This is a genomic window from Pseudomonas sp. UMAB-40, from assembly GCF_900095275.1.
GTDB classification, from domain to species: domain Bacteria; phylum Pseudomonadota; class Gammaproteobacteria; order Pseudomonadales; family Pseudomonadaceae; genus Aquipseudomonas; species Aquipseudomonas mandelii_B.
The window spans coordinates 271,634-291,738 of sequence record NZ_LT607555.1 but is presented as its reverse complement, the minus strand read 5'-3'; the positions used below and the strand labels follow the sequence as shown (position 1 = coordinate 291,738).

The 20,105-nt window shown below is 61.3% G+C and carries 20 protein-coding genes and 1 pseudogene; 8 read left to right on the top strand and 13 right to left on the bottom strand.

Features of this window, described 5'->3' with window-relative positions:
- Window positions 1-2 precede the first annotated feature (2 nt).
- Window positions 3-926, bottom strand: a complete 924-nt coding sequence (locus K0F88_RS09645) for a DMT family transporter (RefSeq protein WP_094471786.1) — start codon at window positions 924-926, stop codon at window positions 3-5.
- Window positions 927-982: 56 nt separating this feature from the next.
- A complete protein-coding gene (locus tag K0F88_RS09640; protein WP_094471787.1) occupies window positions 983-1,777 on the bottom strand; it encodes a hypothetical protein in 795 nt (264 codons plus the stop codon).
- Window positions 1,778-1,941: 164 nt separating this feature from the next.
- Between K0F88_RS09640 and K0F88_RS09635 the strand changes: the two genes are divergently transcribed.
- From K0F88_RS09635 to K0F88_RS09625, 3 genes and pseudogenes are all read left to right on the top strand, one after another.
- Window positions 1,942-2,475, top strand: coding sequence for a chalcone isomerase family protein (locus K0F88_RS09635; protein ID WP_094471788.1), 534 nt, complete (start codon window positions 1,942-1,944; stop codon window positions 2,473-2,475).
- Window positions 2,476-2,486: 11 nt separating this feature from the next.
- Window positions 2,487-3,011 (top strand): DUF3833 domain-containing protein, encoded by a 525-nt coding sequence (locus tag K0F88_RS09630; protein ID WP_094471789.1) that lies wholly within the window; start codon window positions 2,487-2,489, stop codon window positions 3,009-3,011.
- Between the two features lie 176 nt (window positions 3,012-3,187).
- Window positions 3,188-4,409 (top strand): annotated as a pseudogene (locus K0F88_RS09625) (Nramp family divalent metal transporter).
- Window positions 4,410-4,502: 93 nt separating this feature from the next.
- On the opposite strand, the gene K0F88_RS09620 reads toward K0F88_RS09625, so the two are convergent.
- Window positions 4,503-5,405: a LysR family transcriptional regulator gene (locus K0F88_RS09620; RefSeq protein WP_219094911.1), complete on the bottom strand. Its 903-nt coding sequence runs from the start codon at window positions 5,403-5,405 to the stop codon at window positions 4,503-4,505.
- A gap of 113 nt (window positions 5,406-5,518) precedes the next feature.
- On the opposite strand from K0F88_RS09620, the gene K0F88_RS09615 reads away from it, so the two are divergent.
- On the top strand, window positions 5,519-6,121 hold the full coding sequence (locus K0F88_RS09615; RefSeq protein WP_219094910.1) for an NADPH-dependent F420 reductase: 603 nt from the start codon (window positions 5,519-5,521) through the stop codon (window positions 6,119-6,121).
- A 143-nt stretch (window positions 6,122-6,264) separates the two neighbouring features.
- Here the strand turns inward: K0F88_RS09615 and K0F88_RS09610 are convergent, their stop codons facing one another.
- From K0F88_RS09610 to K0F88_RS09600, 3 genes are read right to left on the bottom strand one after another with little or no spacing between them, the layout of a single operon-like run.
- Window positions 6,265-7,446: an acetyl-CoA C-acetyltransferase gene (locus K0F88_RS09610; protein WP_219094909.1), complete on the bottom strand. Its 1,182-nt coding sequence runs from the start codon at window positions 7,444-7,446 to the stop codon at window positions 6,265-6,267.
- An 11-nt stretch (window positions 7,447-7,457) separates the two neighbouring features.
- Window positions 7,458-8,123: a CoA transferase subunit B gene (locus K0F88_RS09605; protein ID WP_219094908.1), complete on the bottom strand. Its 666-nt coding sequence runs from the start codon at window positions 8,121-8,123 to the stop codon at window positions 7,458-7,460.
- A gap of 33 nt (window positions 8,124-8,156) precedes the next feature.
- Window positions 8,157-8,855, bottom strand: coding sequence for a CoA transferase subunit A (locus tag K0F88_RS09600; protein ID WP_219094907.1), 699 nt, complete (start codon window positions 8,853-8,855; stop codon window positions 8,157-8,159).
- 151 nt (window positions 8,856-9,006) lie between these two features.
- On the opposite strand from K0F88_RS09600, the gene K0F88_RS09595 reads away from it, so the two are divergent.
- On the top strand, window positions 9,007-9,909 hold the full coding sequence (locus K0F88_RS09595) for a LysR family transcriptional regulator (RefSeq protein ID WP_219094906.1): 903 nt from the start codon (window positions 9,007-9,009) through the stop codon (window positions 9,907-9,909).
- Window positions 9,910-9,937: 28 nt separating this feature from the next.
- Here the strand turns inward: K0F88_RS09595 and K0F88_RS09590 are convergent, their stop codons facing one another.
- Window positions 9,938-10,780 (bottom strand): NAD-dependent protein deacetylase, encoded by an 843-nt coding sequence (locus tag K0F88_RS09590; protein WP_094471795.1) that lies wholly within the window; start codon window positions 10,778-10,780, stop codon window positions 9,938-9,940.
- Between the two features lie 89 nt (window positions 10,781-10,869).
- A complete protein-coding gene (locus K0F88_RS09585; RefSeq protein ID WP_094471796.1) occupies window positions 10,870-11,916 on the bottom strand; it encodes a class I SAM-dependent methyltransferase in 1,047 nt (348 codons plus the stop codon).
- Between the two features lie 390 nt (window positions 11,917-12,306).
- Between K0F88_RS09585 and K0F88_RS09580 the strand changes: the two genes are divergently transcribed.
- The 3 genes from K0F88_RS09580 to K0F88_RS09570 all read left to right on the top strand — a co-directional run bounded on the left by K0F88_RS09580 (window position 12,307) and on the right by K0F88_RS09570 (window position 15,376).
- Window positions 12,307-13,641: an acetamidase/formamidase family protein gene (locus K0F88_RS09580; protein WP_094471797.1), complete on the top strand. Its 1,335-nt coding sequence runs from the start codon at window positions 12,307-12,309 to the stop codon at window positions 13,639-13,641.
- 144 nt (window positions 13,642-13,785) lie between these two features.
- The gene (locus tag K0F88_RS09575) at window positions 13,786-14,625 is read left to right on the top strand and encodes a DUF692 domain-containing protein (RefSeq protein WP_094471798.1); all 840 of its coding nucleotides are present in this window, start codon (window positions 13,786-13,788) and stop codon (window positions 14,623-14,625) included.
- Window positions 14,618-15,376, top strand: coding sequence for a DUF2063 domain-containing protein (locus tag K0F88_RS09570; RefSeq protein WP_219094905.1), 759 nt, complete (start codon window positions 14,618-14,620; stop codon window positions 15,374-15,376). Before K0F88_RS09575 ends, K0F88_RS09570 begins: the two co-directional genes overlap by 8 nt.
- Window positions 15,377-15,512: 136 nt before the next feature.
- On the opposite strand, the gene K0F88_RS09565 is transcribed toward K0F88_RS09570, so the two are convergent.
- The 5 genes from K0F88_RS09565 to K0F88_RS09545 form a co-directional block, all read right to left on the bottom strand.
- Window positions 15,513-16,460, bottom strand: coding sequence for a phosphatidate cytidylyltransferase (locus tag K0F88_RS09565; RefSeq protein ID WP_094471799.1), 948 nt, complete (start codon window positions 16,458-16,460; stop codon window positions 15,513-15,515).
- Entirely contained in the window at window positions 16,457-17,056 is a 600-nt protein-coding gene (locus K0F88_RS09560) for a 1-acyl-sn-glycerol-3-phosphate acyltransferase (RefSeq protein WP_094471800.1), read from the bottom strand. Before K0F88_RS09560 ends, K0F88_RS09565 begins: the two co-directional genes overlap by 4 nt.
- Complete coding sequence (locus K0F88_RS09555) at window positions 17,043-17,675, bottom strand: CDP-alcohol phosphatidyltransferase family protein (protein ID WP_094471801.1); 633 nt, start codon at window positions 17,673-17,675, stop codon at window positions 17,043-17,045. The genes K0F88_RS09560 and K0F88_RS09555 overlap by 14 nt, the downstream gene beginning before the upstream one ends.
- Before the next feature lie 104 nt (window positions 17,676-17,779).
- Entirely contained in the window at window positions 17,780-19,090 is a 1,311-nt protein-coding gene (locus K0F88_RS09550) for a HAMP domain-containing sensor histidine kinase (protein WP_219094904.1), read from the bottom strand.
- Entirely contained in the window at window positions 19,087-19,827 is a 741-nt protein-coding gene (locus tag K0F88_RS09545; RefSeq protein WP_094471803.1) for a response regulator, read from the bottom strand. Before K0F88_RS09545 ends, K0F88_RS09550 begins: the two co-directional genes overlap by 4 nt.
- Window positions 19,828-20,105: the final 278 nt, after the last annotated feature.

The window sequence follows — 20,105 nt, the reverse complement described above, 5'->3', positions numbered from 1 at the left end:
CGCTACTCGTTCGGAACAATCGAACGTGTTGCGGGCGCTCTATCGCTTGCTCTTGACGTGGCGATCACCGCCCCCGCGATGATCAACACGGCAGGGACGATCAGAATCGGGCCGGCATGGCTGCGTCCCACGGCGAGCAGCAATAATGTCGAAATCAACGGCGCCAGGTAGGAAAGTGCCCCCAGCGTCGCCAGACTGCCGTGTTTGGTGGCGTGGTCCCAGGCAAGAAATGCCAACCCGACTGGCCCGAGGCCGAGCACCACAATCGCGGTCCATTGCCCGGGATCAGGCAGCACCGTGGTTTCGAAGGTCAGGTGGCAGATCAGACCGGACACGGCCGACATACCGCAGATCCCGCCGATGATGCTGCTGGGCACGTTGTTGAACCGGCGGTTGATCACCGAGTAACCGGCCCAGATCAACGCACAGCCGAAGGCCGCGAGATAGCCGGCGATGGGCATCGATGCGCCAGCCTCCGGGCCGTGTTGTTGCATGATGAACGCGGTGCCGGCCAGCCCCAACAGCGCGCCGAGCATTTGCCGTTTGTGCAGCTTTTCCCCGGCCGAGAACGCCGACAGCAGCACCAGCAACAGCGGCCACAGGTAGTTGATCAGACTGGCTTCGGCCGCCGGGGCGACTTTGAGCGCGAAAAAATACAGCGCGTGATAAACGAAAATGCCCACGAACCCGGTCACCCATACTGCCCAGGGCTGTCGCCAGCTACTGAAGCCAGCGAGCCCGCGTCGACCGAGAATCACCAGGCTCGCCACAAATGCTATGCCGAAGCTCAGCGTCAGCAGTTCAAAGGGGGGAATGCCTTCGGTGAGGGTGGTCAATAGCGCGAGGCAGGACCAGAGAACGATCGCGATCACGCCGACGGCGGTGGCTGAGTGGGGGGTACGGACGAGGGACGATGCGAGACTCATGTCTGTTCCTTCAGCACGTAGCGGGCGACATCCTGGCCCTCTGGATGTGAAGGAGCTTAGCGTTTGATCGCTGATCGTCCAGTCTCGGTCGTCGGGTTGACCGGCCGCGCCAGCAAGCGCCTGGTAATGCCCAACATTCCCACGGACACCGCAACACCGAGGGCAAAGGCGTTCATGCCCATGTCGGGCAACGCCAGCGCCAACACCAGGCAAAACGCCGCGAACGAATACATGCCGGTCGCCGTCGCCCGCAGCAATGCAGCCGTAAACGCCGGGCCGCGGGTTTGCTGGGAAAACACCGCCATCACGCTGCCGAGCACCGGGAACACCGCGAGTAAACCGCTCCAGCCTTCGCCGACGGTGCTGGCGAGTAATGTCACGGCGAGGGTGAGCAGGGCGCCGGCGATCATGCGCAGCAGCAGTCTGTCGGACTTCGGCGCCGGGCCTGTAATGATGGGTTGCACGCTGGGAAACAGGTACGGCGCCGCCAGCAGCGCGGTGGCGGCCGCGATCACCGAGAACACCCGCGAGGGTGGAATCAGCGAGAGCATCACGGCCACGACACCCCAGACCAGCAGTGAAATCGTCAACGCCCATGGCCATCCCGCCCGTTGAGCGACCTGGGCGTAGGTTACGCAGAAGGCAATCATCGCGAACATCGCCGACAACGCCGCCGTCGCCGATTGAGCGGCAAACACCTGGCCTTGTTCGATGGCAAGGAAGAACAGAATCGGCCCGACCACCACCGGCAATCCCGACAGCCAACCGGCCACGCTGGGACCCCAGCGTTTGCCCGCCAGGGAAATCAACAAGAGAAAGCCTGGAATCACCAGCAGTTTGAGCATCAACACGCACACGTCTCCGACCTGAGTGAGGCGCCAACGTTAGCACTGCGGAAGCAGGATTGCTCTAGGAATGAGGGGGTTTTGTATACAAAGCTTGCGACTCAAATAATTGTACAAATTGAAGCTTTGCGTATAAGTTTTTAACAGATGCCCATGGTGAAAAAAACGCGATGAACAGACTCCGGTTGCGCTTGTATCACGGTGTGTTGTTGCTGGGATTGTCAGGCACCCAGGCCTTGGCCAATTGGCAGGAGGCATTGCCCGGCGCGCAGATCATTGGCACCGGTGAGTTTCGGGTGTTCGGGTTCGATGTGTACAACGCTCGGCTCTGGAGTGCGGCTCGACCCTTGGCGCCGGACCAGCCGTTTGCCCTGGAACTGATCTATCAGCGCAGCATTTCCCGCGATGATCTGGTGCAGGCCAGTGTCGATGAAATTAAGCGGTTGTCCGGTGCCTCGGTCAGCACCGAGCAACTCGAGCGCTGGAAGGCGCAGATGCAACAGTCGTTCGTCGATGTAAAAGCCGGCACGCGCATTACCGGCGTTTATTTGCCGGGGCAGGGCGCGCGGTTCTTTGTCGGCCAGCAGCCGCAACACGAAGTGAAAGACCCGCAATTTGCCAAGGCCTTTTTCGATATCTGGCTCGACCCACGTACACGTAATCCCGAGTTGCGCCAGCAGTTGCTGGGCAACGCCAAGCCTTGAGGTGCAGGACAATGCTGAAGAATCTGCTGCTGGTGTTGTGCGTCTGCCTGGCCGGTTGCAGCATCGATGTGCAGCACTACAGCGAGCAAAACCCCAAGCTGGATTTACCCGGGTTCTTCGTCGGGCGAGTGGATGGCTGGGGAATGTTCCAGAAGCGCTCGGGCGAGGTGATCAAGCGCTTTCATGTGCTGATCAACAGCCGAATGGACGGCCAGAACCTGATCATGCATGAAGCCTTTACCTACAGCGATGGCACGAAGCAGACCCGCGTCTGGACGTTGTACCCGGACGGCCCTGGCCGTTGGCGCGGAACGGCCGGCGATGTGGTCGGCGAGTCCCGCGGTGAGGTCGCCGGCAACGCGCTGCACTGGCGCTATGAACTCAGCCTGCCGGTGGACGACAAGGTCTACCAGGTGCATTTCGACGACTGGATGTACTTGCTGGACGAAAACACCATGGCCAATCGCTCAGCCATGACCAAGTTCGGTGTCGAGCTGGGCCAGGTGACCTTGTTCTTCCGCCGCCACGGCGCCTGATACCCGGGCATCTGCCCCTTGGGCGCACGGGCTGAAACGTCTAAGCTGCGCTTTTCCACCTGTCGACGGATGTTTGCGTGAAATTCAGTTTGCCCAAAGTTGCCACTGCGCCGTTTTGCCCGCCGGAAGTGGCGGGCAGCGTAGTCGTTGACCCCCGTGCTTCATTCTTCAAGCGCATGCTGCGCTTTGCCGGGCCTGGCTTGTTGGTGTCGATCGGCTACATGGACCCGGGCAACTGGGCGACCGCCATCGAGGCCGGTTCGCGTTTTGGTTACAGCCTGTTGTTCGTGGTGCTGCTGGCGAGTCTGGCGGGGATGGTGGGTGCAGTGTTTGTGCTCGCGCCTGGGCATCGCCACTGGCCGCGATCTGGCGCAGCTGTCCCGGGAGCGCTACAGCACCCGGACCGCGCGGACCCAATGGGTGCTGGCGGAAATCTCGATCATCGCCACCGATCTGGCGGAAGTGCTGGGCTGTGCGCTGGCCTTCCACTTGCTGCTGGGCTGTTCGCTGACTGTCGGCATCGCACTGACCGCGTTTGACACGCTGCTGGTGCTGGCCCTGCAAAACCGTGGTTTCCGCCGCCTGGAAGCGATCATGCTGGTGCTGGTAAGCACCATCGGCGTGTGTTTCATCGTCGAGTTGCTGCTGATCAAGCCGTACTGGCCGGACGTCGCCCGTGGTTTCACGCCGTCCCTGTCAGCCATTGGCGATGCCGCGCCGCTGTACCTGGCCATCGGCATTCTCGGGGCCACGGTGATGCCGCATAACTTGTACCTGCACACCTCGATCGTACAGACCCGAATGATCGGCAAGGACCTGGCCAGCAAGCAGGACGCGGTCAAACTGGCGCGGATCGATACCATTGGCTCCCTGGCGTTGGCGCTGCTGGTCAATGCGGCGATCCTGATCCTCGCCGCGGCGGCGTTTCACCAGAGCGGGCATACCGATGTGGTGGACATCCAGGACGCCTATCACTTGCTCGACCCGCTGGTGGGCGGCGCCTTGGCCAGTGTGTTGTTCGGGGTGGCCTTGCTGGCGTCGGGGCAGAGTTCGACGTTTACCGGGACCATCGCGGGGCAGGTGATCATGGAAGGTTATCTGAACCTGCGGATTCCCTGCTGGCAACGACGGCTGATTACCCGGGGGCTGGCATTGATCCCGGCGTTCATCGGCGTCTGGCTGATGGGTGACAATGCGATCGGCAAGTTGCTGGTGTTGAGTCAGGTGGTGTTGAGTCTGCAGTTGCCGTTTGCGTTGTACCCGCTGATTCGCATGACCAACGATCACAAACTCATGGGGCCGTTTGTGAATCGCTGGCCGACGCGGGTGTTGGCGTGGGGGTTGTTTGGGGTGATCAGTGGGGCTAACAGTTGGTTAATCTTGCAATTTTTGGGGTGACTGGGCTGGCCTCATCGCGAGCAGGCTCGCTCCCACAGTGGATCTGCGGTGAACACAAAACCCTGTGGGAGCGAGCCTGCTCGCGATGAGCGATTACTCGGTCTTCTTTTGGAATGCCTCCACCACAAAATCAATAAACACCCGAGTCTTGGCCGGCATCAACGTCCGGCTCGGGTAGTACAACGAAATCGGCCCCGCATCGGCATGCCAATCGGGCAACAGGCGCACCAGTTCGCCGCGCTGGATATTCGCGGCCACGTCCGGCAATACCAGCAGCGACACGCCCAGCCCAAGGATCGCCGCTTCACGCATGGCCGCCGGGTCGTTGAGCACGATATTCTCTGTCAAAATCGCCTGCGCCTCATTGCCCGCACCATCCTGCATGACCCACTGCCGGATTCGTCCTGTGCGGCTGCCGCGCATCACGATGCCGTTCAATCGGGCCAGGTCGGTCGGGTTGGCGGGCAGGCTGTGTTGCGCGAGGTAACCGGGTGAGGCCACCGCCACGATGTGCGCCGCCGCCAATGTTCGGGAGATGACCCCGGGCGTCAGTTCGAAAGCACCGCCGATGGCCGCGTCGTACCCCTCAGCAATCAGGTCCACCTGACGGTTTTCGAAATGCCATTCCGGTTTGATCCGCGGGTATCGCTTGAGGAATGCCGGCAGCAGCGGCAGCACATGATCGATGCCAAACGTCGGTGCAAGGCTGACCTTGAGCACACCGGCCGGTTCGCCCTGATCACTGCTCACCGCGCTGATCGCCGATTGCAACGCCTCCAGGTTGCCCCCGATGCTCGCCAGAAAACGCTCGCCAGCCTCGGTCAGCGACAGTTTGCGGGTCGAGCGCTGGAACAGCCGCACACCGATGTTTCGTTCGAGGATCGCTACATTGCGACTGACCGCCGCGGGTGTCAGCGCGAGTAAACGTGCCGCCGCAGAAAAGCTGCCGGTCTCGGCGCTGCGGACAAACGACTCAAGGTTGGCAAGGGTTTCCATGGCTGACACCTGATAGCAATGCTTGAAGATGATTCAAGGCATTACCGTCTAATCAAGTCCTAATGGCAAGCGCAGTATTCACGCCAACGACAACCCCCTCGGAGTGAACCATCATGATCAAAATTGGAATCATCGGCGCCGGCGCCATTGGCTCAGCCTTTGCCCGGGCGCTTTCACGCAAAGGCATTGAGATCGTTATCGCCAACAGCCGTGGGCCAGAAACCTTGGCTTCATTGGTGGACGAGCTCGGACCAACGGCTCGTGCCGGCACCCGTGAAGAAGCGGCTGCACAAGCCATTGTGCTGGTGGCGGTCAACTGGTCGAAATTGCCGACGGCGCTGGCGGGCCTGCCGAATTTTGATGGACGGATCGTCATCGACGCCAACAACTCGATCGAGGCGCCGTCCTTCAAAGCCGTGGATTTGCAGGGGCGTATGTCCAGTGAGGTTTTTGCCGAATGGGTGCCCGGTGCACGGGTGGTGAAGGCGTTCAACCATTTGGCGGCGCGGTTGCTGGAAAGCGATCCGGCAGCGGAGGGCGGGCAGCGGGTGTTGTTTGTTTCGGGGGATGACGCCGAGGCGAAAGCTCAGGTGATCGGGTTGACCGAGCGATTGGGCTTCTTCGGGATTGATCTTGGGGAACTGAGTGTCGGTGCGCGGCTGGCGCAGTTTCCGGGTGGACCGTTGCCCACGCTGAACCTGGTTAAATTTGCCTGATACAACGCAACAACAATCCCTGTAATCACACAGCTCCTACAGGGAGCTGCTTTGTTTGGGACCCGGTGCGAGGTGAGTCGCACCGGGTGTGTTGCCAGACTGCAGCGGTTCTTCGTGGGTCCCCGCGCAGTCTGTTGAACGCTTTACGCCCGCTCGATCGCCAGCGCGACGCCCTGACCACCACCGATGCACAGGGTGGCGAGGCCTTTCTTGGCGTCACGCTTGATCATTTCGTGCAGCAAGGTCACCAGCACCCGGCAGCCCGACGCACCGATCGGGTGACCGAGGGCGATAGCGCCGCCGTTGACGTTGACCTTGTTCAAGTCCCATTCCAGGTCCTTGGCCACCGCCAGGGATTGCGCGGCGAAGGCTTCGTTGGCTTCGATCAGGTCCAGTTGGTCGATGGACCAGCCAGCCTTGTCCAGGCAGCGACGAGTGGCCGAGACCGGGCCGATGCCCATGATTGCCGGGTCGACACCCGCGTTGGCGTAAGCGGCGATTGTCGCCAGCACTGGAAGACCCAGGGCCTTGGCTTTGTCGGCGCTCATCAGGATCACGGCGGCGGCACCGTCGTTCAAGGACGAAGCGTTGCCGGCGGTCACCGAACCGTCCTTCTTGAAGGCCGGTTTCAGTTTGCCCAGCGCTTCAGCGGTGGTGCCGGCACGCGGTTGCTCGTCAGTGGCGAAGGACAGCGGATCGCCCTTGCGCTGCGGAATCAGGATCGGCGTGATCTCATCGGCAAAACGCCCGGCTTCGATGGCGGCCGTGGCTTTCTGCTGCGAGGCTGCGGCGAAGGCGTCCTGTTGCTCGCGGGTCAGGTTGTACTTGTCCGCCAGGTTCTCGGCGGTGATGCCCATGTGGTAATCGTTGAACGCATCCCACAGGCCGTCGCTGATCATGGTGTCGACGATTTGCGCGTGACCCATGCGCAGGCCGGTGCGGGCACCGGGCATGACGTAGTTGGACAGGCTCATGTTTTCCTGGCCGCCGGCAATGATCACGTCGGCGTCGCCGCAGCGAATCGCCTGAGTGGCCAGGTGCAGCGCTTTCAGGCCCGAGCCGCAGACCTTGTTCAGGGTCATCGCCGGCACGGTAAACGGCAGACCGGCTTTGATCGCGGACTGGCGCGCAGGGTTTTGCCCGGCACCGGCGGTCAACACCTGCCCCATGATGACTTCATCGACTTCAGCAACGTCCAGGCCGGTTTGCGCCAGCAGCTGACGGATCACCGCGGCGCCGAGGTCAACGGCAGACACATTGGCCAGCGAGCCCTGGAAACTGCCGATGGCGGTACGGGTGGCGGCAACAATTACGACGTCTTGCATGGAATGATTCCTCACTGGGCAGCGAACTGCATTTCCGGAACGTTATCCGGCACGATCAGTTTACCGGCGGTCTTGGCGACAATCTCTTCGACGCTGACGCCCGGCGCACGTTCTTTGAGAATGAACGCGCCGTTTTCGATTTCAAGGTAAGCCAGGTCGGTCAGCACACGCTTGATGCACCCGGCGCCGGTCAGCGGCAGGCTGCATTTGGACAGGAGTTTGGACTCACCGTCCTTGGACGCGTGGGTCATGATGACGATGATGTTGTCTGCGCCGGCCACCAGGTCCATCGCGCCGCCCATGCCCTTGACCAGTTTGCCGGGGATCATCCACGAAGCGATGTTGCCTTCAACGTCGACTTCGAAGGCGCCCAGCACGGTCAGGTCGACATGACCACCGCGAATCATCGCGAAGGACTCGGCCGAGGAAAAGATCGAAGCGCCGATACGCGCGGTCACCGTTTGTTTGCCGGCGTTGATCATGTCGGCATCGATGGTTTCTTCAGTAGGGAAGGGGCCCATGCCGAGCAGGCCGTTTTCCGACTGCAGCATGACTTCCATGCCTTCAGGAATGTAGTTGGCAACCAGGGTCGGAATGCCGATGCCCAGGTTCACGTAAAAGCCGTCCTGCATTTCGCGGGCGACGCGTTGAGCCATTTGTTCGCGGGAAAGTGCCATTGTTATTTTTCCTTCAGGTCCGGGGGCTGGGGATCACTTACGCACGGTGCGCTGTTCGATGCGCTTCTCGAACGTGCCGCAAATGACCCGGTCGACGTAGATGCCAGGGGTGTGGATCTGCGACGGGTCCAGCTCGCCGGGTTCGACGATTTCTTCGACTTCGACCACGGTGATCTTGCCGGCAGTGGCGGCCAGCGGGTTGAAGTTCTGGGCGGTGTGGCGATAGATCACGTTGCCGAAGTGGTCGGCTTTCCAGCCTTTGACGATGGCGAAGTCACCGGTGATGGATTCTTCCATCAGGTACTTGCGGCCATGGAATTCGCGCACTTCCTTGCCGTCGGCAACGGGCGTGCCGACGCCGGTCGCGGTGAAGAACGCGGGGATGCCGGCACCGCCAGCGCGCATTTTTTCGGCGAGGGTGCCTTGGGGGGTCAGGACGACTTCGATTTCGCCTTTGAGCAGTTGGTCTTCGAACAGTTTGTTCTCACCGACGTAGGAGGCCACCACTTTGCGAATCTGCCGGTCTTCCAGCAGCACACCGAGGCCGAAACCGTCGACGCCGCAGTTGTTGGAAACCACGGTGAGGTCACGGGTGCCTTTGCGCTTGATCTCGGCGATCAGGTTTTCCGGGATCCCGCACAGGCCGAAGCCGCCGGCGATCACGGTCATGCCGTCTTCAAGACCTGCCAGAGCTTCCTCATAGGAACTCACGCGCTTGTCGAAACCTGCCATATGCACCTCTTTTATTCTTTGTGGGCGGCTGGCTAGCCGTATGGGGTAGGAGTGTCTCGCTGGAGGATTTATTTGTTAAGTTGATTTTTAAGGTTGATTGATAGATAAAACTCACTAATCACTTATCTGTAATACGTTGGAGCCAGCGCCCATGACAGTCAAGCAGATCCGTGCATTCCTGGCCGTGGCCCAGAGCCTGAGTTTCGCCGTGGCGTGCGAGCGGCTGCACCTGTCGCAATCGGCCTTGAGCCTGACTATCAAGGCCCTGGAGGAGGGGCTGGGCGGCCGGCTATTCACCCGCAACACGCGCAATGTGGCGTTGACGGCGGAAGGCGAATCGCTGGTGCCCCTTGCTCGCCGGCTGATTGCGGATTGGGACAACGCCGAGGATGAACTGCGCCAGCGTTTCACCCTCCAGCGCGGACGCGTGACCCTGGCGGCGATGCCGTCGTTTGCCGGCAATCTGCTGCCGCCGATTCTCAAGACCTTTCGCGCCCGTTATCCCAAGGTCAACGTCACGGTGAACGACGTGATCAACGAGCAAGTGCTGGAAATGGTGCGCGACCGGCAGGTGGAGCTGGGCGTGGCGTTTGAACCCACACAGAGTTCATCGCTGGAATTCACACCGTTGTATATGGACCGTTTCGTTGCCGTGGTGCCGAACGATTCTCCCTTGGCGCAACAGCACGACATTGATTGGCAGACCTTGCTCAAGGAACCGTTCATTACCTTGCAGCGTCCGTCGACGGTGCGGGTGATGCTCGAGGAACACTTGCAGGCCCGGGGCATGAAGTTGCCGGTGGAGTTTGAAAGCCATCAATTGGCGACAGTCGGACGAATGGTCGCCAGCGGATTGGGTGTCAGCGCCGTGCCGGCGTTGTGCGCCGGGCAAATGCGCGAGTTGGGCGCACGGTGCATTACCTTGCGCGACCCGGTGGTGGAACGGGCGATCGGGGTGCTGACCAAGCCTGGGGTTGAACTGTCGGCGGCAGCGCAGGCGTTGTTCGATATCCTCAAAACCGAAAACCTGGGCGAGCGATTGTCCTCAGGATGAACACAAGACCCTGTGGGAGCGGCGGTGATCAGGGGGAGAGACGCTGGGCTAGCAAAGGCAAAAGCTGTTCGCACGACGCCTCAATCTTCATCTCCAGGAGGTCATCCGCCCGGGTCTTGCCCAAATTGATCGCAATCAACGGTTTGCCCTGATCCGCCACCACCCGGCACAGGCGAAACGCCGAATACGCCATCAACGAAGAGCCCACCACCAACAATCCCGCCGCCTGTTCCACCGCCGCCATGGCTTTGGCGGCCGTCACCTGCGCGACGTTCTCGCCAAAAAACACCACGTCCGGTTTCATCCGCTCACCCGCGCAATGCGGGCAGTGCGGCACCTGGAACCGCGCCTCGAACGCCGGATCCAGCAGCGTGTCGCCATCCGGCGCCTGCACCGCATCGACCCCGGCCAGATAGGGGTTCTGCGCTTCCATCAGTTGCTGGATCGAATCCCGCTCGCTGCGCTGCCCGCAGTCCAGGCACAGCACCCGGTGGAGGCTGCCGTGGAGTTCGATCACATCATGGCTGCCGGCCTGATCGTGCAAGGTGTCGACGTTCTGGGTGATCAGCCCGCTGATCTGCCGGCTGCTTTGCAGACTGGCCAGGGCTTCGTGGGCCACGTTCGGCTGAGCCTGGCGCACGCGCGGCCAGCCGAGCATCGCCCGCGCCCAATAGCGGCGCCGTGATTCCGGGGCCGACAGGAACTCCTGATACATCATCGGTTGCCGGCCACGCCGCACGCCCTGGTTGTCTCGGTAGTCCGGAATGCCCGACGGGGTACTGATGCCGGCGCCGGTCAGGACCATGAACGGCTGCTCGGCCATTAATCGCTGGAGTCGGTCGAGTTGTTCGTGGGTGGGACGGTCAAGCATCTTCAACACTCCAGAGGGCCTTGAGTGTTTGCAGGGTAGCACTTGCCGATCACCCGGGCAGACGGTCTGTCCGGGTGCTGATCCGACACTTATTTGCGCGCCTCCAGAATCAGGTTGAACGGCGTTTCCGTGGCCCGCCGGAAAGTCTTGAATCCCGCCTCGGTAAACACCTTGCGCAGCCGCGCCTCACCCGCCTGGGCGCCGAGCCCCAGACCGACTTCCTGGGACAGCGAGTTCGGTGTGCAAATGAAAGTCGACGCAGCGTAGAACAACCGCCCAACCGGAGTGACGTTATCGTCGAGCGAGTCGTTGGCGAACGGTTCCACCAGAAGCACCGTGCCGTCCGGTTTCAATGCGTCATACGCGTGTTTTGCCGCGCCCACCGGGTCACCCATGTCGTGCAGGCAGTCGAAATAGCAGACCAGGTCATAGTCGTCGCCGGGGAAACTTTTCGCGGTGCCCTGAAAGAACCGCGCGCGCCCGGAAACGCCGCCTTCTTCAGCGCGTTGGGTCGCGACGGTGACGGATGGTGCGTGGTAGTCGAAGCCGACGAACCGCGAGTCCGGGAACGCCTGGGCCATGATCACCGTGGAGGCACCGTGGCCACAGCCGATGTCCGCGACTTTGGCGCCCGCCTGCAGTTTGGCGACCACGCCGTCCAGGGCCGGCAGCCACTCGGCGATCAGGTGCGCTTTGTATCCGGGCCGGAAGAACCGCTCCGTGCCGCTGAACATGCACGGATGGTGATCGCCCCAGGCCAGGGCGCCGTTGCCGCGCATGGCGTTGACCAGTTTGTCCTTGTCATGGAAAAACGACGCGACCACCCCGATACCGCCGGCGATATAGACCGGCGAGTCTTCGATCGCCAGCGCCAGGGCTTGCTCTTCCGGCAGGCGAAACTGACCGCCCTCGTGTTCCATGTAACCGGAAGCGGCGTGGGCGCTGAGCCATTCGCGCAGCAGGCGGGGGTTGCAGCCGGTCTTGTCGGCGAGTGCTTCAGGGGTGATCGGCTGACTGTCGGCCATGGCCCGGTACAGGCCGAGCTCTTCGCCGAGGATGACGTTGGCGAGCATCGCCGCGCCACCCATGTCGTTCACCAGTTTGCCCATGAAATCATTGAGTCGGGCCTCGTCCATCACGTGTGCTCCTTCAGCAGGATCACGGTCCAGAGGCCTTGTTTATCGAGGCGTACACCTCTGGGCGGTGGTCGTGGGAATGAACAGGACGATAAGCCCGTCCTGCGTGCAATAAGTTTAGTCCTAGCCCCGTGCGCCGCGGCCTGGAGCGACGAAAGCCCACATAGCCAGCTTCCACAGGGGGATTGGCGGTGTGTATCGCACTGTATCCAACCGCCGTCCCGATACATTCCACTTCATTCGCGGCGCCCTCCGAACACAGACCAGATACAAACCTGCGATGAACTGTAAAGGCTACCCAGCGCCCGAAACCCGGGGCTGTCGAGGCACTTTTCAGGGTCGTCGCAACAGGCGGCCGTCTTTGCTCGTGACTCCGTGAAGGGAACAATAATGACCACGCTCCTGCCTGAAACCGACCTGAAATCCGCTCCCGTCAACCACCTGCGCGTCGATCAGTACACCAACGGCCTCATTGGCCCCAGCCAGCCGATGCTCGGCCCTCTGGCCGACGGCGGCACCCTGATCACCGGCACACCGCCGGGTTGCTGGGGCCCGATGATCACGCCCGCCTTCGAGGGCGGCCACGAAGTGACGCAACCGGTGTCCATTGCCGGGGCGGAAGTCGGCGATGCGGTGGCAATCAAGATCAAGAGCATGCGCGTCACCTCGCTGGCGACATCGTCCGGGGTCATGAGCTTCGTTGAGGGGCGCTACAACGGCGACCCGTTCGTCGCCAAATTCTGCTCCAAGTGCGGCACCGACCACCCGGCCAGCCATGTCGAAGGCATTGGCGAGGAGTCGATTCGCTGTAACAACTGCGGCGCCGAGGTCAGCGCGTTTCGCTTCAGCCATGGCTACGTGATCGTGTTCGATGCGCAGAACCAAGTCAGCCTGACCGTCAATCAGGACGTCGCCAACCGACTGGCCGGCAATGCCTCTGAAATGTCGGCGCTGCCGGAATTCGCCGCCCAGCATTCGATCCTGTCCCTGGCCCGTGCCGACATCCCCGGCGTTGCCGCGCACATGCGCCCGTTCCTCGGCAACATCGGCACCACGCCGTCCCGTGACTTGCCCGACTCGCACAACTGCGCCGACTTCGGCCAATACCTGATCAATGCACCGCACCGTTTCGGCATGACCCGCGAAGAGCTGCACGCGGCCAAGACTGACGGCCACATGGACACCAACTCGATCCGCGAAGGCTGCGTATTGATCTGCCCGGTGAAAGTGCCGGGGGCCGGTGTGTACATGGGCGACATGCATGCCCAGCAGGGCAACGGCGAGATCGCCGGGCACGCCACCGATTGCTCCGGGGAAACCGAAGTGGTGGTGCAAGTGGTGAAAAACCTGACGCTGGACGGGCCGATCCTCCTGCAAAACCTCGACGATCTGCCGCCGATGGCCCGGCCCATGAATGCCGAACAACGGCAAAAAGTCCGCGAACTGGGCGAGCGCTGGGGCCAGCACGAAATCGAACAGAGTGGCCCGATCACTTTTATCGGCAGCGGTGAGAATCTCAACGTCGCCGTCGAGAACGGCTTGAAACGCGCCGCTTCGGTCACCGGCCTGCCGTATGACGAAGTGCTCAACCGCGCGACCATCACCGGCTCGATCGACATCAGCCGTTTGCCGGGCACCGTTCGCGTGACCTTCCTGTGCCCGATGAACGTGCTCGATCGCATCGGCATCGGCCACCTGGTGCGCGAGAAATACGACCTGGCGTAACAACTGCCGAAGGGTCTGTACCAAAGTGTGTACAGACCCGCCGGCGATACAACCGCTGCGAATTACTGCCGGACCGGAACACAACCCCGATACAGCGCTTGGGTTAACTGTGATTCCGTACTGGCAACCCTTGAGACCGATATCATGCAGACCCCCATCACCTCAGCCAAAGCGACCGTCGGGCTTGGCCTGCGTCGCGGTTTAATGAAGGACCTCCTGGCCGCCCGTACCGGCGATTTCGACTTTCTGGAAGTCGCGCCGGAGAACTGGATCGGCATCGGCGGCGCCCATGGTCATGCGTTACGAACCCTGGCCGAGCGCTTTCCGTTGTCCTGCCACGGCTTGTCCCTGTCATTGGGCGGGCCGGCGCCGCTGGACGTCGGGTTTCTCCAGGAAGTCCGTGTGTTTCTCGATCAATACAGCGTGCCGCTGTACAGCGAGCACCTGAGTTATTGCAGCGATGACGGTCACCTGTACGACCTGTTGCCGCTGCCGTTTACCGAAGAAGCGGTGCATCACGTGGCTGCGCGAATTCGCCAGGCCCAGGACATTCTCGGTCGGCGTCTGGCGGTGGAAAACGTGTCCTACTACGCCGCGCCCCAGCAGGACATGGACGAAGTGACCTTCACCAACGCGGTCCTGCGTGAAGCCGATTGCGACCTGCTGCTGGACGTCAACAATGTCTACGTCAACTCGATCAATCACGGGTTCGATCCGCAGACCTTTCTGGCGGGCATCGATTCGGGGCGGGTGGTGGCGATGCACGTGGCCGGGCATTTCGATGAGTCCGATACGTTGAAAATCGACACCCATGGCGCGTCGGTGAAACCGGTGGTCTGGTCGTTGCTGGCCCAGGCCTACGCCCGGTTTGGCGCACAACCGACATTGCTAGAGCGGGATTTCAACTTCCCGGCGTTCTCTGAACTGGTGGCGGAATTGCAGACCATTCGCCGCTTGCAGGCTGAGGGGGTGAACCGTGGATAAGCCCTCGCTGCATCAACAGCAATCCACACTGGGCCTGTACCTGCGAGATCCCGATCATTGCGCGCCTCCGGCCGGGATGGATGTGGCCCGGGCACAGGTTTACCGCGACCTGATTTTTTCCAACCTGTCGTTGTTGCTCAGCGGGACCTTTCCGGTGCTGATCAAGATTCTCGGTGATGAGCGCTGGCGTTCGCTGGTACGGATTTTCCTGCGGGACTACCGCGCGCGTACCCCGAAGTTCGGCGAAATCGCCCAGGAGTTTGTCGAGTTCCTGGCCTCCGGACCGCAGGCGTTGAGTGAGCGTGAGTGGCCGCCGTTCATGGTGGAGCTGGCGCATTACGAATGGGTCGAGATGGCGTTGCAGCAGTCCGAGGCCGAGCCGTTGGCGCCGAGTGATGTGGCGTTGATCCTGGAGCGACCGTTGCAGGTGTCGCCGCTGGCCTGGCCGTTGGCCTATGCCTGGCCGGTGCAGTTAGTAGGACCGGATCATCAGCCGGACATTGCACCGCCTCAACCCACATTATTGTTGGTGCGCCGGGCCGAGGACTGGAGTGTGAAATTTTCCGAGCTGAGCCCGTTGGCGTGGCGGTTGTTGCAGCGGATCGAGGAATTTCCCGAGCTGGATGGGCAGGCGCAGCTGGGAGGGCTGGCGGTGGAAGCGGGGGCCGCTGGATCGCCCGAATTCATGACAAGTGGCACCGCGTTGTTGCAGCAAATGCACGGGGAAAGGGTGGTTGGCCTAAAAGCCTGACCCACCCCAATCTCCCAACCACCACTTGACCCTGTGGGAGCGAGCTTGCTCGCGATGAGGCCGGCACATCCAACATTGATGTTGGCTGACACTCAGTCATCGCGAGCAAGCTCGCTCCCACAGGGCTTATCAGTGTTTATGGCGCGGAGAAGAAATACCGGGTCAGGTGAAAGAAGATCGGTGCCGCGAAACAGATCGAATCCATCCGATCCAGCATGCCGCCATGACCTTTGATCATGGTTCCCCAATCCTTCGCGCTCAGGCTGCGTTTGATCGCTGACATGACCAGCCCACCCAGAAAACCCATCACCACGATCACCAGCGACATCAGCAGCGACTGCCAGAAACTGAACGGGGTCATCCAGAACATGCACCCGCCAATCAGCGTGGCCGACAGGCCGCCACCGACCAGTCCTTCCACGGTTTTCGACGGACTCACCAACGGCGCAACCTTGTGCTTGCCGAAGAGTTTGCCGAACACGTACTGCAACACGTCACTCAACTGCACGACAAACACCAGGTAGAACAGCAACAGCGCGTTCTGCCCCTGGAAACCTTCCAGGTCCAGCAGCAACAAGGCCGGCGCGTGGCTGATGCAGTAGACGCAAATCATCACCCCCCACTGGATCTTGGCCGCCCGCTCCAGAAACGCGTCCGTGTCCTGACTCAGCACCGCAATCGCCGGCAACAGCAGGAAGGCGTACACCGGAATCAACAGTGTGAACAACGAATACCAATGCGTGCCAATCAGTACGTATTGCAGCGGGATCAGAATGAAGAACGCCGAAAACAGCGCGTTATGGTCGCCCGGCCGGGTCGGCGTCAGGGTGATGAACTCCCTGAGGGCGAACAGTGAAATGAAGCCGAACAGAATGACCGTCGCGTTGCCGCCCAGCAGGTAGGACACGAAGAAGATGATGACCATGCCCCACCAGGCATTCACCCGCTGGTTGAGGTTTTCGATGGTCGAGATCGAGCCTTCCGTTGTCGCACGCCTGGCCAGTATCCGGCCGATGATCGAAGCTACGGCCAACAGGCCGGCGATGGCGCCGAAGAACCACAAAAACTTTTCATCAAGATTCATTCCGACAACCTCACAATCGCTTCACGCGCCCGATCCAGAAACACCTGTTTTTCCTCGCCACTGATCCGTTGCAGCGGGTCGCCGATACGGATCGTGCAGATGATGGGCAGCGGGACGTGTTTGCCTTTTGGCATCGAGCGATGCAGGTTTTCCAGGTAGATCGGCACCAGGTCAACCTCGGGAAATGCCTCGGCCAAGCGGTACAGCCCCGATTTGAACGGACCGGGCAACGCCTGGCTGCCGCGGGTGCCTTCCGGAAAGATGATGATCGAATGGCCGGCCCGCACCACGTCGAAAATCGGCTCCAGCACGTTGACGCCGGGCGCCGGGTTACGCTCGATCAGCACCGCATTCAGGCCTTTCTGCGAGATGTACGACAGAAACCGGTTTTTGCCCCAGTAGTCAGCGGCCGCGACCGGTTTCACGTTCACTCGGGCTTCCGGTGGCAGGGCGGCGATGATTGCCAGGGTGTCCATGTGGCTGGAGTGATTGGCGAAATAGATGCGCTGGCGCGTCAGGTCCGGCGGGCTTTCCCATCGGGCCGTGACGCCGATGAGGAATCGAAGAACAGAAATCAGCGCGTTACTGATCCACATGGTGATTCCCCTTGAGCTGGCGCGAGATGGCCAGGGTTCGCGTGACGCAGGTCGCGGCGGATCCGGCCGCGATGATGACCAGCGCGATCAAAAGAATGTAGTGAGTGCCGTAAACGGTGGCCTCGACGGCATTCAACAGAAGTCCTGCGGTCATTACGGCCATTCGATGCTGCTTGGCCATGGGGCCCATGAAGCTTTGCTTCAGGCCAATCGAGCCACCAAACACCCTGACATACGCCGTCAGTGCCGCGGCCAGCGCCGCAAACCAGCCAAGATCGGCATACCCGATGGCACACCCCAGCGCGACGATCAGCAGGCTGTCGGCAATGCGGTCGGGGAATTCATTGTAGAGGCTGCCGATGTCGGATTTCTTGCCGCCCTCGATCGCCACCATCCCGTCGAAGAGGTTGCACAGCAGGCGCAGCTGAATGCCGACGGCGCAGAGGAGCGAGCCGACAAGGCCGTTATCAACATTCAGTGCTACCGCCCCGGCGAGCGCGAAGGCGATGCTGGCGACGGAGATCTGATTGGGGGAGATGTCTCGTTTTACCAGAAGGTCGGTGATGTATTTCGCCCAGCCCGCAGAGCGCGTCTTGATGGGCCTTCGGTTGTCATCCATTTGCCAATATCCATATAAGTGTCGGTTGCTATCGGGTGCGCCGCAGCGCGCGTTGCGCGACGGTGCCCGACAATATAAAGGCTTTCCTGCGCCTTTGTGTCTGTTTACTGACTGGCAGGTCGAACCGGCAACTTCAACTCCGCACACAACCCGCCGCCTTCACGATTACTCAACGTCAACGATCCCCCGATCGCCAACGCCAATTGCTGCGCTATCGCCAAGCCCAGACCGGTTCCGCCGGTGCTGCGGTTGCGCGAATTCTCTACCCGATAAAACGGTTCCATCACGTGGGCCAGTTCCTCTTCGGCAATGCCCGGTCCGCGATCCATGACCTTCACCGAGAGCAGGCCGTTTTTCGCTTCCACACACAATTCAGCGGCCCCGGCGAACTTCAGAGCGTTATCCGTCAGGTTCACCAGCACCCGCCGCAGGGCATGCGGCCGGGTGTCAATCACCGCAGCACTTTTGCCACCCAGTTGCACGTCCTTGCCCACGTCCTGATAGTCAAACACCAGGCTGTCGAGGAATGAATCAAGGTCGGTGCGGCGGCTCTCTTCCGTGGCGCCGTGAACGCTGCGGGCATAGGCCACGCCTTCGCGCACCAGGTGTTCCATCTCACTGAGGTCGCTCCACAGTTTGTCTTTCTCGCTGCAGTCGTCCATGAATTCGGCGCGCAGTTTCATGCGGGTGATCGGGGTTTGCAGGTCATGGGAAATCGCCGCCAGCAGTTGCATGCGCTCCTTCAAGTACGCGGCGATGCGTGCCTGCATCGAATTGAAGGCGATGGCGGCATGGGCGACTTCTGTCGGGCCTTTTTCGTCCAGGAGCACCGCGTGGGTGTTGGGGTCAAGGTTGTCCACCGCCTCGGCAAGGCGGGTGAGGGGGCGGATGGCGATTCGCACGGCCAGCCAGGTGCAGAGAATCATCAGCGCCAACTGGCCCAGCAGGACGATGGGCAACCACGGCGACAACGGCACCATCGATGGCCTGACGTCGATGGTCACGGGGCTGCCGTCCGCCAGTTTCAGGTGCACCTGAAAATGCTTCTGCTCGCCGGGAATGTCCGTCACGGTCATCGGGTAATCCTTGCCGATGGCGTCCTTGATCGAAGTCACCGCGATGGGTGTATCGCGCATGGCCACGCCCGGTGAACCTTCGTCGAGCAAATAACGGTAGTTGCGGCGGTTCAGTTGTTGCAGCCAGCTCATGCGTTCTTCGGCCGGCAAGCGGTCGAGGATGGCGATGGAGGTCGAGACGTCGGTTTCCAGGTTACCGAGCATGGTGTTTTTTGCGCTTTCGTACCGCTCGTAATACTGCGCGCCGAAGGACAGCGCCTGAGCGAGGATCAGGCCGATCAGAAAGATCAGCGAGAGTCGCGAGGCCAGGGTACGGGGCCAACGAAGGGTGAGGTTCATGACGGCGCACCGAGTACTTCAACTGCCAGGGAAAACACATAGCCCTCACTGCGCACGGTTTTGATGTAGGCCGGTTCGCGGGCATCGTCCAGCAAGCGCTGGCGCAAGCGGCTGACCAGCAAGTCGATGGAGCGGTCAAACAGGTCGGCGTCGCGGCCCTGGGTCAGATTGAGCAGTTGGTCGCGATTGAGCACCCGCTGCGGGTGATCGAGGAACACCCGCAGCAATCGGTATTCCGCGCCGCTGAGCGCGACCATGGTGCCGTCTTCATCCAGCAAGTGCCGGGCGGAGGTGTCCAGGCGCCAACGCCCGAACGCCAGCAGGCGACCGCTTTCGGTGACCACCAGGTTGGGCGGCAGCATCCGCGTGCGGCGCAGCACGGCGTTGATTCGCGCGAGCAGTTCACGGGCGGCGAACGGCTTGACCAGGTAATCGTCGGCGCCCATTTCCAGGCCGATGATGCGGTCGGTTTCGTCGTTGCGGGCGGTGAGCATCAGCACCGGCGTGGCCTTGTGTTTGCCGGCGCGCAACTCGCGGCAGAGCATCAGGCCGTCGTCGCCCGGCATCATGATGTCGAGCACGATCAGGTCCACCGGCGTGGACTCAAGGAAGCTGCGCATCTGGCGTCCATCGGCGACGACCGTGGTGCGCAGGCCGTTCTTCTTCAGGTAGTTACCTACCAGTTCCCGGATCTCGCGGTCATCGTCCACGATGAGAATGTGATCGACGTGTTCCATGGGGCCAAGCCTCTATCAATGGGGGATGTTGCGCAGTCTATCGAGCCTTGGCCCGCTCGCCCGCAGCCCTTTGTATTGCAGTGTATCTGGCGTAGCGGCGGATACACGCGAACGCAAAAATACGATTTTCCAGGGGTTTTGTATCGCTCTGTATCAGGGGCCGGCTTTGATACGTACCGATTTACACGCGGCTGTTTTCGACACAGACGAGATACCTCGCGAGCATCTAATGGGTTCCATCGAGGCAACCCAAACCGCCTCGGCTCAATTGAACGACC

What these genes read in the sequence shown, in the direction of transcription:
- K0F88_RS09565 (WP_094471799.1), bottom strand. Translation starts at nt 16,460, where the DNA reads ATGAATCTTGATGAAAAGTTTTTGTGGTTCTTCGGCGCCATCGCCGGC.
- K0F88_RS09620 (WP_219094911.1), bottom strand. Translation starts at nt 5,405, where the DNA reads ATGGAAACCCTTGCCAACCTTGAGTCGTTTGTCCGCAGCGCCGAGACC.
- K0F88_RS09605 (WP_219094908.1), bottom strand. Translation starts at nt 8,123, where the DNA reads ATGGCACTTTCCCGCGAACAAATGGCTCAACGCGTCGCCCGCGAAATG.
- K0F88_RS09595 (WP_219094906.1), top strand. Translation starts at nt 9,007, where the DNA reads ATGACAGTCAAGCAGATCCGTGCATTCCTGGCCGTGGCCCAGAGCCTG.
- K0F88_RS09610 (WP_219094909.1), bottom strand. Translation starts at nt 7,446, where the DNA reads ATGCAAGACGTCGTAATTGTTGCCGCCACCCGTACCGCCATCGGCAGT.
- K0F88_RS09545 (WP_094471803.1), bottom strand. Translation starts at nt 19,827, where the DNA reads ATGGAACACGTCGATCACATTCTCATCGTGGACGATGACCGCGAGATC.
- K0F88_RS09585 (WP_094471796.1), bottom strand. Translation starts at nt 11,916, where the DNA reads ATGGACGAGGCCCGACTCAATGATTTCATGGGCAAACTGGTGAACGAC.
- K0F88_RS09560 (WP_094471800.1), bottom strand. Translation starts at nt 17,056, where the DNA reads ATGTGGATCAGTAACGCGCTGATTTCTGTTCTTCGATTCCTCATCGGC.
- K0F88_RS09550 (WP_219094904.1), bottom strand. Translation starts at nt 19,090, where the DNA reads ATGAACCTCACCCTTCGTTGGCCCCGTACCCTGGCCTCGCGACTCTCG.
- K0F88_RS09645 (WP_094471786.1), bottom strand. Translation starts at nt 926, where the DNA reads ATGAGTCTCGCATCGTCCCTCGTCCGTACCCCCCACTCAGCCACCGCC.
- K0F88_RS09575 (WP_094471798.1), top strand. Translation starts at nt 13,786, where the DNA reads ATGCAGACCCCCATCACCTCAGCCAAAGCGACCGTCGGGCTTGGCCTG.
- K0F88_RS09555 (WP_094471801.1), bottom strand. Translation starts at nt 17,675, where the DNA reads ATGGATGACAACCGAAGGCCCATCAAGACGCGCTCTGCGGGCTGGGCG.
- K0F88_RS09635 (WP_094471788.1), top strand. Translation starts at nt 1,942, where the DNA reads ATGAACAGACTCCGGTTGCGCTTGTATCACGGTGTGTTGTTGCTGGGA.
- K0F88_RS09615 (WP_219094910.1), top strand. Translation starts at nt 5,519, where the DNA reads ATGATCAAAATTGGAATCATCGGCGCCGGCGCCATTGGCTCAGCCTTT.
- K0F88_RS09580 (WP_094471797.1), top strand. Translation starts at nt 12,307, where the DNA reads ATGACCACGCTCCTGCCTGAAACCGACCTGAAATCCGCTCCCGTCAAC.
- K0F88_RS09600 (WP_219094907.1), bottom strand. Translation starts at nt 8,855, where the DNA reads ATGGCAGGTTTCGACAAGCGCGTGAGTTCCTATGAGGAAGCTCTGGCA.
- K0F88_RS09590 (WP_094471795.1), bottom strand. Translation starts at nt 10,780, where the DNA reads ATGCTTGACCGTCCCACCCACGAACAACTCGACCGACTCCAGCGATTA.
- K0F88_RS09630 (WP_094471789.1), top strand. Translation starts at nt 2,487, where the DNA reads ATGCTGAAGAATCTGCTGCTGGTGTTGTGCGTCTGCCTGGCCGGTTGC.